Origin of the sequence: Novosphingobium sp. ZN18A2 (genome assembly GCF_036784765.1) — a bacterium.
GTDB lineage: Bacteria > Pseudomonadota > Alphaproteobacteria > Sphingomonadales > Sphingomonadaceae > Novosphingobium.
The window spans coordinates 2,400,577-2,412,848 of record NZ_CP136651.1 but is presented as its reverse complement, the minus strand read 5'-3'; the positions used below and the strand labels follow the sequence as shown (position 1 = coordinate 2,412,848).

Here is a 12,272-nt window from a genome sequence, read left to right as displayed (position 1 = left end):
GGCTGGTGTGGAAGGCGAGGTTCTCAGGGACGATCAGTGGGAGCGGTTGCGCGAGTTTGTGCCTGGCGGGCGCAAGGGCAAGCGCGGCCCGCGCAGCGATGGACGGCGGTTTCTGGATGCCTTGCTGTGGCTGGCGCGTTCAGGTGGGCGCTGGCGCGATCTGCCAGAGAAGTTCGGGCCGTATCAGACCGCGAAGCGACGCTATTATCGCTGGGTCGAGCAAGGGGTGATCGACCGGATTTTCGAGGCGGTGTCCGACGATCCTGACATCGAGTGGCTGGCGATCGATGCGACCGTGATCCGCGCTCAGGCCCAAGCTGCCGGAGCACGGGTAAAAAGGGGGGCGCTCAAGCCCAGGCTCCTGGGCGATCCAGAGGAGGGTTCGGCACCAAGGTCCACGCCGTCGTCGACGCCCTCGGCTTGCCGATCCGCTTCATCCTCGGTCCCGGCCAGCAGAACGACATGGCGCCGGCCTGCGACCTGATCCGAGGCATCCCGGCTGGCCAGGTTCTGGCCGACCGGGCCTACGATGCCGACAGCTTGCACGACTTGATCTACGAGCAAGGCGGCGAACCAGTCATCCCGCCCCGCCGCCACCGCAAATACCAGCACCACTATGACCGCATCGCCTACAAACAGCGCTGGGGCATCGAGGGTTTCTTTGCCAAGCTCAAGCAATGGCGGCGCATCGCAACTCGCTATGACAAGCTCGCCGCCAATTTCCTCGGATTCGTCAAACTCGCCAGCATCATGCTTTGGCTGAAATGATTAAATCGTCACCACAGCCTAGATCTCGACGCGAATTTTCGTCCCTGCGTCGCAACCGGGAAAGAAAAAGCGATCGCGTCCGTGGCGCTGGGTGTCCTGCCCGTTGCCAAGTGCGCCGACGCAAGTGCGAACCTTGCCTAGAAGACTGCGTGAATTTCCACGCGCCGCCGCGATTGGCCGGGGATCGTGTCGGTATCGGGGTCATCTGTAACCTTTGCACCCGTTTTCCAGCGCGTCTCGACTTCGACGTCCGGAACGAGGCGGCGCATCGTTTCCGCAATCGTTTCGGCGCGCTGTTGGGCGAGGTCGGCCGGCTCGGCGAGCGTCATTCCCGAAACCTCGACGGGATCGGTAGCGGCGAACCCGGTGACGATCAGCTTTTTGGGCTTTGCAGCCCTGATCCAGGTCGTTGCCTTGTCGATCAGATAGTCATCATATTGATAGATGAGGAAATCGTTGCCGAATTCGAAATAGGCGGTGAACGTCCGGTCACTATACGGCCCTGGTGGAACCTTGCGCGGTACGGACAGCGGATTGATATAGCGTCCATGGAGCTTGTATCTACGGCCGGGATAACCTTCCGCAGGCAGCATGTGTCGGGTACAGTGCACGTCATAAAGCCGCGATGTGCGCACCGGATCGAGAACGGTGTCGCCGCAAGGCGCCGGTGATGCATCGGACACGCGACCTTCCACGAGCACGGCATAGTTCCAGTCGGGCTTGTAGGGTGAAAGGCTTACATCATAGCGCTTGCCGGTTTCGCGTTGTTGGGCCAACCAGCATCCGGACTTGCGACCAGCATCCGTGTCTCGATAAACCGGGCACGTGACAAAGCGGACAAGCGCGCCGGTATCCTGTGCCTGCACGGACAGGGGGGCGGCGAGGGCGATCAGGAATGCAAGGCTCTTCACAACACGCTCATCAAGTTGACGAGATCCTGCTTTTCCTGCTCGGTGTATCCGATGTCGTATCGCCGATCGTAATAGTCGACGATCGCACGCAAGTCCTTCGCAGAACCGTTCGAGAAATAGGGGGCACGCGCAGCAAGCCCGCGCATGGATTGCAGAGTGATCTTGCCGACGTCCGCACAGCGGCCCGTCGTCATCCCGAAGCCCGGGTCCATCGTGTAGAACACACGGCCATAATGGGGATGCGGCTTCTTCAGGCAGGTGATGCGGAACAGCGGCAGTTCGGGCGCCGGGTCGGCAAACGGCATTGTCGTCGTTCCCAGGTCCACTTGGCCGGGGGCAACATCATTCCCCATCTGGCTCATATTGTGGCAGAAAACGCAGGAATTCCGCACAGGGTTACCAAACCCAATCCGTGAATTGATTCCGGAACTGTCACTGATCAGGAACATCTTTTCTCGAAAGACTTTTGCTCCTCGCGCTACGGATTGGCGAAACGCAAGTTGTTCAGGTGTGAGGGTTTTCGCGTCTTCGGGACTGATGTGCTCCCACTTGGCAAACTCTCTCCATACGGGTTCGCCAATGCTGCCGAGGGCGCCGGGCTTGGAATTGCGTAGGTGCGCCGGTCCGCCCTTTGCGCCCATGGTATCCAGCGATCCACCCGCTTTGCTGATCTGCTGGGCCGTGTATATCCGCTTCTCGAAGTCCTCGATCCGGGCAATCTGCTTCTCGGTGAGCCGGGAAAGCATCTGCAGATGCGTTGCTCCCGCATCTTCCATCTGCAGCCGGAGCGTGCCAACACGATTGTCGGCCATGATATTGCCGGACAAGATCTTTCCGGTACGAGGGTCGCGCGGCAAGGCGAACCCTTGCTTGGGATCGAATGGAAACCCGACGGCCAGCAGGTATTTCATGTTCGCAACAGGTCGGGGACGGCGATAGACCGAGATATTCCCGTGCAAAGGCCCATACACAGGACCACTGTTGCAGCCGGTCGGATCGCGTACGACTTCAATTTTGAAGTCCGGCGTGACCGGCCTGCCGTTCCATTTCTTCACCGGCCACGGGAGCTGAATCCGAAAAAGGCCTCGCTCGAGTAGCAGCGAATGCGAAGCGCGCTTGTCTTGCGGCAGGGTAGGGCAGTTTGACCCATCATAGGCCGCAAACAGCGGATCCTTCCCATCCGTCGCGTCCCATCTTTCACGCGCGGTCGCGGCCGAAAGGCTCATCGCGTCGGCCGGCTGATGGCAGGTTACGCATGCGCGTCCGTTGCTGCCGAGAGCCTCGAAGAAGGGATGACCCTTTGTATTCAGCTTTCCGCCGGCCAGGAGAAGGCGGAGGGTTCCCTGGTCGTTTTTGTAATCAAGTTGTGAAGGAAAGACCCTTCCCTCGCCTGGAGCCCACCATCGGGGCGGCGGTTTCGCCGCCCCGATGGTCATGGCGGCGCCCAAAGTGCAAGCAGCTGCCATCAGGAGATGCGAGGGAAGACTGCCTTTCGTCATGCGTTCCGCTCTCAGTTACCGAACGCGACCTTGAGCCGAACACCATACGTGCGCGGTGCCCCGTAAATAATGCCGCCGTCGGCACTCGAACTGTTCTGGATCTGCGTAGCGATATAGGTTTCGTCCGTCAGATTGTTGACGAAGGCTTCAAGCTTGTACTTGTCGCCCAGATCGAACGTGATGCGCGCATCGAACAGGTCGCGCGCAGGTACCAGCGTGTTGTAGCTGGGGAACGGCGTTGCATACTGTTGGCCCAGGTGTGACCACTGGACGCGAGGAGTAACGTCGATCGAGCCGACCGGAATCGTGTACTGAACGCCGCCATTGATGGTCCAGTCCGGCGAGAAGGGAAGCGTGCGACCCTCGGGGACGAAGCGCAGCCCGGTGGGGCAGCCTGTATCTGTACCAGGTGAATTGGTATCGGTGATGCAGCCCGAGTTGCTGAATTTTGCATCTAGGTAGCCACCGCCAAGATTGAACGCCAGTCCACCGAATTGCGCAGTGATTTCCAGTTCACCGCCCTTGCTGTGGCCGCCCAGGGCGTTCTGGGTGATGGGTAGTCCATTGAGCAGGCTGGAAAGCTGGATGTCCTTGTAGACCGAGTAGAATACGTCACCGTTCACGCGCAGGTGACGGTCGAGCATTTCCGTCTTGAAACCTGCCTCATAAACAAAGTTTCGCTCGGGAAGGAAATTGGGCGTATTCGGCGTCAGGTTGACGCCGCCGGCCTTGTACCCCTTCGAAGCCGTAACATAGACCATGTTATTGTTATCGAAGTGATAGTTTACCCCAAGCTTGCCGGTCAGCTGATGCGAAGTCGCTTCGCTGATGTAGGGAAGCGGGATCGGTGGTCCGGGCACTGCGAACCGGGTGTAGACCTGCTTGTCCCAACTGTAGCGACCGCCGGCGATGAGTTCGATTTCAGGAGTGACGAACCAGTTCGCCTGACCGAACAACGAATACGACGTGTTTTTTGCGCTGGTGATGATGTCGCTGTTGGAGACAACAAAATCGGTTGTGTGCCGGTTGTCCCTGAAAAGTGATACGGGGACCGTTTCGTCGAGAGCGAACGCGCCGACCACCCACTGGAAAGGTCCGTGGCCGGTCGAAAGAAGGTTCAACTCGCCGATGAGCGTGCGGAATTCGGTCGAAGCGTTGCTAACGCGGCCCGGATAAATTGCCGTGTTCGAGCGGCTCGTAGGCAAGGAGGCAGGAACAGGCAGCGCCGTGGCAGTCCGGTCGCCATCGGTCTGGTCATGGGTAAATCCGTCTTGCCAGGAAACTAGGCCGCGGGCTTGCACAGAATCCGATACATCGTATCGCAATTCGCCGGACAGGCGATACCCCGCCTGGTTCTGATATGACCGGCCATCTTCCTCGATCACGAATGGATCGCTGGTTACTGCGTCGTTGCGATTCTTCACCGCATTGTTGTCGGTGCGAACGTCGAAATATTCTCCGCGGACATTGACGTTGAGCTTACTGTCCATCCCCTGGAGACGCAGGTTTGCCCGGACTGCATCCATATTGTAGTTGCCGGGCTGGCTTTGCGCGTTCGGCGCAATGTTGACCGTATAGCTGTCACGCTCGTCATGCACGGCAGCAACGCGCAGCGCGACATTTTCGCCGCCCACGTTCACCGCGGCTACTGCACGATAGTGATTGTAGTTGGAAACCGTCGCGTCGACATAGCCGGACAGTTCGTTGAATTCCGGTTTGGGGGTGCGGACGTAAATAGCGCCACCCGTTGAATTCTGGCCGGTGAGGGTTCCCTGCGGACCGCGCAGAACTTCAATCGAACCGATATCGTAGAAGCTGAATCCGATGAACTGCTCGTGCGGAATCAATTGGCCGTCAATGTAGTAGGCAACGCCTGGATTCGACGTCGGTGCCGATTGCGCAATTCCGACGCCGCGAATGTTGATGAATGTCGAGCGGTTGAAGGTGTTGATCGCGATCGATGGCGCAACCTGCTGGATGTCTTCAAGGTTGCTGACGCCCTTTTCCTGCAACTGGTCTCCGGAAAGGACCGTGGCGGAAATCGGGATGTCCTGCAGGCTCTGTTCGCGGCGCTCGGCCGTGACAACGATCTCGCCCAGGGCACCGCTTGATTGGCTCTTGGCAGCTGGCGTGGGTGCAGTCTGTGCGAAAGCGGGAACAGCCACGGTGCACATCAGTGCGGCAATCGCCGTGCGGGCGAAGGTGGATTTCAACATTAGGACCTCCCCATTGGTTTTGGTTGGAGGGCCGCATAACTGCAAATGTAAGCCCTTGCAAATCTAATTTCCGGAATGGGTGTATTCAGAGTCGGGACAAAATGGCGAAGAGCGCCGCGAAAGTTGTGGCGATGACCAGAGCGAAACAGAGTTCCGTTGACGATAATGGCGTAAAATAGCCAATAAGATTTGTAGAACAGGCACTTATAAGCATTTGACTTGCTCCGGCCAAGCTGGCTGCTGTCCCCGCCAGCGCGGAATCAACCGAAATTGCGCGTCCAATTCCGGCCGGACCTGCAATGCCTGCACCCGCGCCCAAGAGCATCAGAGGTGCAATTAGTGCAACGGGGCCATTCAGCCCGACAAGCGCCAGAGTAAGCGCTGCCATCGTTCCCATAACGCCAATTGCGACGCCGGCGATCAACGCGTCAGTGTGCCTTTCGAGCGATGCTACCAATCTGGTGCCCGCGATCCCGCCCACGGCGATGATCAAAAAGGCAAACCCGGCTCCTCTTGGCGAAAGGCCATATACCCCGATGAGAAGGAACGACGCATTGGCTAGAAACATGTAGAGGGCCGAACTCATCGCTGCGAGCGCACCGGCAGCGCCCAAAAACCGACGGTCCGCGAGCAACTTGCGGTAGCCGCCCAATAGTGAGCCTGACAGGCTGTGCGTTGCGTTTGCATTCCGTTGCGGGCGGGTTTCGGAAACCTTGCGCCACGCAACGAAAAGGGCTGCAAAGCTCGCTGCGGCAAGGACCGCGAAGATGGAGCGCCAGCCTGCGGTGGATGCGATGGTTCCGCCAACTGCCGGGGCAAGTGCAGGAGAAATCAGGACGACCATCATCAGCGTCGCCTGCCTCCCCGCGCCTTCTTCGGGGCCCGCGCTGTCACCTACGATTACACGAGCTGAAACGACGCCTGCCGCGCCGCCAACTGCCTGAAGAACCCGCGCGACCAGTAATGCGGGCAGGGCGGAGGAAAAGTAGGCTCCTGCAGCGCCCGCTCCATAAGCGATCAATCCGGCGAGAAGCACCGGACGCCTCCCGAGGCGGTCGACGAACTGCCCTGCGACAAGCTGACCTGCGCCTAGGCCAATCAGATAGACGCTAACGATTTGTTGTGCTGCGGCCTCGCTGATTTTGAATCCGGCCGCGATGAGTGGAAGGGCGGGGATAAGCATATGGATCGCCATTGATCCCATCGCCGCGATGCCCGCCAGCAGCAAGATTTGCGCACGGCTTATCACTTCCGGTCAATGCGACCGGTTCGGTCGGCAGCTCGCGCCATCAGGCACAAGGCGGCGCAACCCACTGCGATTCCGAACAGGAGCAGAGTCGGCGGCAGAAATGAGCCGCTATTTTGGCTGAGTACGCCCATCATCGCAGGCACAGTAGCCCCTGCAAGGCTACCGAACATGTTGATCACTACAATTCCCATGGCGAGTGCTGCCGGCTTCATGAGGCGGATAGGGATTGCCCAGAACGCGGCCACGGTGCAGCCGGTGCATGCGCCGCCGAGGATCAGTGCGGCAAGGCCAAGCAAGCTCGGTCCAGTCAGATAGGCGGCCAATAGCCCGCAACCGCCGACAAGTGCAGGAATCGCAACGTGAAGATAGCGTTCGCCGGTGCGGTCGGAATGTCGCGCATTGAGCAGCAACCCAATGGCGCTCGCTCCCCAGGGCAATGCAACCACGATGCCTGTCTGCGTCGCCGTCAGGCCCGCCATTCCCTTGACCACCTGCGGCAGCCAGAACATCACGCCGTAATTGCTGGCAAGGATGCAAAACCATATGCCGGCGCATATCCATCCCGTGGAACTGGTCAAAATGTCCCAGCGTCCGCCGTCGCTCTCGGCCGACGACTTCCGTGTCGCACCCTTGACGTTGGCGGCCAACCATTCGCGCTCGCTCTGATCCAGCCATCGCGCATTGGCGGGGCGATCAGGAAAATGGGCCAGGGCGAACACTGCCAGCACCAGCGCAGGCAGCGCTTCGATCAGGAACATGAAGCGCCAACCCGGAAGGCCGAGCGGGTTGGCGGCATCCAGCAATATGCCGGAAACAGGTGCGCCGATGACTTGTGCGATTGAAATCGACGTGATCGGAATGGCAAGGATCGACGCGCGATAACGTTCTGGCGCCCAATGGCTCAGATATAACATCAGGCCCGAAGACAGCCCGCCCTCCATAAAGCCGATAAAAACGCGCAGGGCATAAAGCTCCCACTCGTTTTGCACGAATGCCATCGCGCATGATGCCAACCCCCATGCGAAGGTGATGACGGCGAGCCAGCGGTGCATGCCGATCCGTTCGTAAACCAGCACACTGGGGTACTTTGCCAGCATATAGCCAATGAACAGAACGCCGGCGCCGAAGCCGTACTCGCCGCCCGTCAACCCTAGATCCCGGTTCATCTGCAACGCCGCGAAACTGACGTTGGTCCGGTCTATCGCGCCGATCAGAATGTAAAGCGCGCACGGGACGACCAGGCGCACAAGAACCTTTCGGCCGATCGAGTGTTCCAGATCGGCATGACACGTTGATGGCTGCAATTGCAAAGGTGGTTCTCCCGTTTTGCCTATCTGATAGCGCTTGCATTTGTTCGCGTCGATGCCTTATCAGCGCGACCCATGAGCCAGATTCCGCAGGACTTCGATCCCGAGCAGCCCGAAGATTTCGACAGCGCCTACGCGGAATACGCGCGGTTGCGGCGAGAGTGCCCGGTAGCGCACACCGATGGACTGGGGGGCTTTTGGGCGCTTACCCGGTATGAAGACGTAAAGCGCGCCGCTTCGGACCCTACGTTCGTGACGTCCGTCCAGAACGTTGTACCGAAAGTCGCTTTTACGGGGCGCCGTCCGCCGCTTCACCTCAATCCGCCCGAGCACACGCCCTATCGCCGGGCTCTCAATCCGCTCCTTGCGATTGACCGGGCTGAAGCCCTGGCGCCGCATACGCGCGATCTTTCGCGCAAGCTGCTTGCGCCGATGGTTGAACGCGGCGGAGGTGACATCTGCGTTGAATTTTCCAGCTATCTTCCCGTTCACGTATTTGGCGAGTGGATGCGGATGCCGGAAGAATCCCTGCAAACGCTCCACGATGCAGGTCGGGCGTTCATCCTCGCGGTGCATTCCACCAAACCGGAATCGATGAAGGAAACCAGCCTCCGGCTCTATGACATGGCGCGCGATCTCATTGCGCTGCGCCATCGTGAACCGCAGGATCCCGCCAATGATCCCACCAGTGCCCTGCTTGCGGCACGTCACAACGGTGAACCGTTGCCCGACGACATGATTCTCGGCACGGTGCGGCAGGTTCTGGTCGTCGGGATGGTCGCGCCGATGGTGATGATCGGCAACATTGCCGTGCACCTCTCGCGCGATCAGGCATTGCAGCAGCGCCTGCGCGATGATCCTTCGCTGGTACCTGCGGCAAACGAAGAGTTTTTACGGCTCTACACGCCGTATCGCGGATTTGCGCGTACGCCGGTATGTCCTGTCGAGATGGGTGGACGCACGATTGGCAAGGATGAAGCGGTTGCGCTGGTTTATGCGTCGGCCAACCGCGATGATGACGTGTTCCCGAACGGCAGCGAGTTCATTATGAGCCGGCCCAATATCGGCGAGCATCTGGCCTTCGGCCGCGGCCCGCACAATTGTCCGGGCTTGCACATCGGGCGGATGCAATTGCGCGTTGCGATGGAGGAAATTCTGGCCGCGACGACGCGCTTCGAACTTGACGGAGAGGTTGTCATGAGCCGCTGGCCCGAGATTGGCGCGCTGTCGGTTCCATTGCGTTTCGCCTGATCACGCAAGCGATTGCGCAATCCCCGCCTTGCCACTTAAGAGGGGGCATGGCTGACATTCCTGAAAAAGCGCCAACACTCGACGACGTTGCATTGCGGGCTGGCGTTTCGAGCGCGACGGTCAGCCGCTTTGTAAACAACCCCAAGGTCGTCGCTGCGACAACCGCCGACCGCATCCGCAAGGCCATCGCCGAAGTCGGCTACATTCCCAATCTCCTTGCCGGCGGCCTTGCCTCGAGCAAGTCGAAGATGGTGGCCGTTCTGATCCCGCACCTTGTGGATTCCATCTTCAACGACACGATCGAAGCAATGGCAGAAGAACTGTCGGCGGGCGGTTTCACCGTGATGCTGGGCCTTACCGGCGTTTCAGCATCGCAAACAGGCGCGCTTATCCGTGCGGCGCTGAGTCGTAAGGTCGATGCCATCATTTCGAGTGGTCCGATTGATTCCTCAATTCCTCCATTGGTGAAGCGCAGCAGCACGCTTTTCATCCAGATTTGGGAGCTGCCCGAGCATCCGGTTGGTTTGGCGATTGGCTTTTCGCACCGCGATGCAGGCAGGGACATGGCGAGATTTCTGATGCAGCGCGGATATCGCCGCCCGCATCTCGTCACGGCCGATGGCGCGCGCGCGCGAATCCGACGCAATGGCTTCATCGAAGAATGGCAGGCGCTGGGCGGGGGGGGAGTAACCAACGCCACCGTCGATATTCCCTCTCGCTTCGGGCATGGACGCCGCGTTTTTGCCGATGTTCGCCGTCTGCCTGAGATGCCAGACGTCGTTGTGTGCGGCTCGGACTATCTGGCGCAAGGATTGATCGTAGAGGCGCATGCCGCGGGATTGCGCGTGCCCGATGATCTGGCGGTAGTAGGCTTTGGCAACAGCTCGATTGCCGGCGAAATGAGACCGACCATCACCACGATGGATGTAGATGGTCGCCGGATCGCACGTGAGGCAATTGCTGCGATCCGGAAGTACACAGAAGGTACGATGCTGCCCGACCATCCGATTGACGTTGGTTTTAGGCTGATCGCGCGTGAAAGCGCCTGAATGGGCACTGTCAGACCAAACGCACCGGATTGACGGGTGAAGCGGCGAGGGTAGGGCAGGGCGATGCCTCGCCCCCGCAAGCCAGCCAGCCCGTTCCGGTATTTCAACTCGTCGCCCGAGGTGATCCGCCTCGTGGTCATGATGTATGTTCGGTTCCCGCTCTCGCTGCGAAATGTCGAGGACCTGCTGTTCGAACGCGGGATCGACATCTGCCACGAAACCGTGCGCCACTGGTGGAACCGCTTTGGCCCACTTTTTGCGGCCGATATTCGCCGGCAGCGCGTGAACCGGATGCGCGGCTTCCGGCAGTGGCGGTGGCATCTCGACGTGAAGCGTCCCGGGTTTTCCGGAGGCGGTTTCATTTGAGTCATGCGACCATATCGAGGTTCCCTCTGGCTGCATAGTAATTGGCTTCGGCCTCGGCGGGTGGGATGTGCCCGATGGGGCCGAACAGGCGATGGTTGTTGAACCAGTCGACCCAGCGCAGGGTTGCCATTTCAACAGCCGATACGCTCGGCCATGACCGCTGCCGCCAGATCACTTCCGCCTTGTAGAGACCGTTGATCGTCTCGGCCAAGGCATTGTCGTAGCTATCGCCGACGCTGCCAACGGACGGGACGAGGTTGGCCTCTGCCAAGCGCTGGGTGTAGTTCATGGCCAGATATTGCACGCCCCTGTCGCTGTGATGGATCAGGCCGTCATCGGGGCCGGGTCTGCGGGCGTGGATCGCCTGCTCCAGGGCATCCAAAACGAAGTTCGCCGTGGCGCTGGTGCTGACCTTCCAGCCCACGATACGCCGGGCATAGGCATCGATCACGAAGGCGACGTAGACGAACCCGGCCCAGGTGTGGACATAGGTAAAGTCGACCACCCACAGGGCGTTGGGCCGGCTGACGCGGAACTCGCGGTTGACCTTGTCGAGCGGGCATGGCGCCTTCGGGTTGCTGACGGTAGTGACCGTCGTCTTGCCCCGCCGAACGCCTGCCAGCCCCATGGTCCGCATCAGCCGCTCCACGGTGCACTTGGCTACAGCGATGCCTTCGCGCCGCAACTGGTGCCAGACCTTGCGCGTGCCATAGAGGCCGACCCGAAGGGCGGCGAAGCCAACCTGTTCTCATGGACACGCTTGATGTCTTCCATGAGATCGTCGTCCCGCTGGGCACGGGCAGGACGCCTTCCGGGATCGGCAAGGCGGGCAGCATGTTCGTGATAGGAGGACGGGGCGACCGCCAGTTCGCGGCAGATCGGCTCGATACCCAGTTCACCCCGGTGAGCGTCGATGAACGACATCACCATTTGCCGTGGCGGTCGAGCTCCGCCTGAGCAAAATATGCCGAGGCCTTACGCAAGATCTCGTTGGCCCGGCGAAGCTCCTTCACCTCGCGCTCCAGCGCCTTGACCCGATCCCGGTCACTGGCGGCCTGCGCCGCTGGTCCCGCTCGTCGGCTCGCCTCCTCGCGGCACCAGCGGCGCAGCGTCTCGGTCGTGCAGCCGACCTTTCCGGCAATCGAGGTCATTGCCGCCCACTCTGACGGATAATCTCCCCGATGCTCCTCCACCATCCGTACCGCACGGTCGCGAAACTCAGGCGAAAACTTGTTCCTTGTAGCGCTCATTGTGGCTCCTTCTCACAAATAGGAGCCTCCGGAAAACCCGGGACGCTTCAACGAGATGTACGTGAAGCTCAATGGCGAAATGGTCTACCTCTGGCGCGCGGTCGATCACGAGGGCGAGGTCCTGGAAAGCTACGTCACCAGGACGCGGGACAAGCCTGCGGCGTTGCGTTTCATGAAGCAGGCATTGAAGCGACACGGCAAGGCCGAGGCCATCACCACCGACGGCCTGCGCTCCTACAAGGCAGCGATGACCGAGCTCGGTTGTGCACAGAAGCAGGAGGTCGGCCGCTGGGCCAACAACCGGGTCAGAACAGCCATTTGCCTTTCCGACGACGCGAGCGAGCGATGCTCCGCTTTCGACAAATGAAGTCGTTACAGAAATTCGCCTCGGTGCATGCCTCCTTTC

General features: G+C 60.1%; 10 protein-coding genes, 1 pseudogene and 1 other annotated feature. Of the genes and pseudogenes, 5 read left to right on the top strand and 6 right to left on the bottom strand.

The features are described 5' to 3' along the window. Positions 1-7 precede the first annotated feature (7 nt). Positions 8-768 (top strand): IS5 family transposase gene (locus RXV95_RS11465; RefSeq protein WP_338466185.1). Its coding sequence is split into 2 segments (ribosomal slippage): positions 8-332 and positions 332-768, totalling 762 coding nucleotides; the frame shifts between segments, so codons are not numbered across the junction. A gap of 137 nt (positions 769-905) precedes the next feature. On the opposite strand, the gene RXV95_RS11460 is transcribed toward RXV95_RS11465, so the two are convergent. The 5 genes from RXV95_RS11460 to RXV95_RS11440 form a co-directional block, all read right to left on the bottom strand. Next, positions 906-1,679: a hypothetical protein gene (locus RXV95_RS11460; RefSeq protein ID WP_338466184.1), complete on the bottom strand. Its 774-nt coding sequence runs from the start codon at positions 1,677-1,679 to the stop codon at positions 906-908. After that, positions 1,676-3,178, bottom strand: coding sequence for a hypothetical protein (locus RXV95_RS11455; protein WP_338466183.1), 1,503 nt, complete (start codon positions 3,176-3,178; stop codon positions 1,676-1,678). The genes RXV95_RS11460 and RXV95_RS11455 overlap by 4 nt, the downstream gene beginning before the upstream one ends. 11 nt (positions 3,179-3,189) lie before the next feature. Beyond that, positions 3,190-5,394 carry a TonB-dependent receptor gene (locus RXV95_RS11450; protein WP_338466182.1) on the bottom strand — a complete coding sequence of 735 codons (2,205 nt, stop codon included), beginning with the start codon at positions 5,392-5,394 and terminating at the stop codon, positions 3,190-3,192. An 85-nt stretch (positions 5,395-5,479) separates the two neighbouring features. Then, positions 5,480-6,622 (bottom strand): MFS transporter, encoded by a 1,143-nt coding sequence (locus RXV95_RS11445; protein ID WP_338466181.1) that lies wholly within the window; start codon positions 6,620-6,622, stop codon positions 5,480-5,482. A 17-nt stretch (positions 6,623-6,639) separates the two neighbouring features. Continuing rightward, positions 6,640-7,953: an MFS transporter gene (locus RXV95_RS11440; protein ID WP_338466180.1), complete on the bottom strand. Its 1,314-nt coding sequence runs from the start codon at positions 7,951-7,953 to the stop codon at positions 6,640-6,642. Positions 7,954-8,025: 72 nt separating this feature from the next. Here RXV95_RS11440 and RXV95_RS11435 point away from each other — a divergent pair, with 72 nt between their 5' ends. The 3 genes from RXV95_RS11435 (at position 8,026) to RXV95_RS11425 (ending at position 10,616) form a co-directional block, all read left to right on the top strand. After that, positions 8,026-9,201 (top strand): cytochrome P450, encoded by a 1,176-nt coding sequence (locus RXV95_RS11435; protein WP_338466179.1) that lies wholly within the window; start codon positions 8,026-8,028, stop codon positions 9,199-9,201. Positions 9,202-9,248: 47 nt separating this feature from the next. Continuing rightward, the gene (locus RXV95_RS11430) at positions 9,249-10,250 is read left to right on the top strand and encodes a LacI family DNA-binding transcriptional regulator (protein WP_338466178.1); all 1,002 of its coding nucleotides are present in this window, start codon (positions 9,249-9,251) and stop codon (positions 10,248-10,250) included. Positions 10,251-10,313: 63 nt separating this feature from the next. After that, positions 10,314-10,616, top strand: coding sequence for a transposase (locus RXV95_RS11425; RefSeq protein WP_338466177.1), 303 nt, complete (start codon positions 10,314-10,316; stop codon positions 10,614-10,616). A 1-nt stretch (position 10,617) separates the two neighbouring features. Here the strand turns inward: RXV95_RS11425 and RXV95_RS11420 are convergent. Further along, a pseudogene (locus RXV95_RS11420) lies at positions 10,618-11,866 on the bottom strand (IS3 family transposase). Then, positions 11,471-11,585 (bottom strand) — a sequence feature (AL1L pseudoknot). It overlaps the preceding pseudogene by 115 nt. A gap of 55 nt (positions 11,867-11,921) precedes the next feature. On the opposite strand from RXV95_RS11420, the gene RXV95_RS11415 reads away from it, so the two are divergent. Then, entirely contained in the window at positions 11,922-12,233 is a 312-nt protein-coding gene (locus RXV95_RS11415; RefSeq protein ID WP_338466176.1) for a DDE-type integrase/transposase/recombinase, read from the top strand. The last annotated feature ends 39 nt before the right edge of the window (positions 12,234-12,272 follow it).

What these genes read in the sequence shown, in the direction of transcription:
- RXV95_RS11455 (WP_338466183.1), bottom strand. Translation starts at nt 3,178, where the DNA reads ATGACGAAAGGCAGTCTTCCCTCGCATCTCCTGATGGCAGCTGCTTGC.
- RXV95_RS11435 (WP_338466179.1), top strand. Translation starts at nt 8,026, where the DNA reads ATGAGCCAGATTCCGCAGGACTTCGATCCCGAGCAGCCCGAAGATTTC.
- RXV95_RS11415 (WP_338466176.1), top strand. Translation starts at nt 11,922, where the DNA reads ATGTACGTGAAGCTCAATGGCGAAATGGTCTACCTCTGGCGCGCGGTC.
- RXV95_RS11450 (WP_338466182.1), bottom strand. Translation starts at nt 5,394, where the DNA reads ATGTTGAAATCCACCTTCGCCCGCACGGCGATTGCCGCACTGATGTGC.
- RXV95_RS11425 (WP_338466177.1), top strand. Translation starts at nt 10,314, where the DNA reads ATGCCTCGCCCCCGCAAGCCAGCCAGCCCGTTCCGGTATTTCAACTCG.
- RXV95_RS11430 (WP_338466178.1), top strand. Translation starts at nt 9,249, where the DNA reads ATGGCTGACATTCCTGAAAAAGCGCCAACACTCGACGACGTTGCATTG.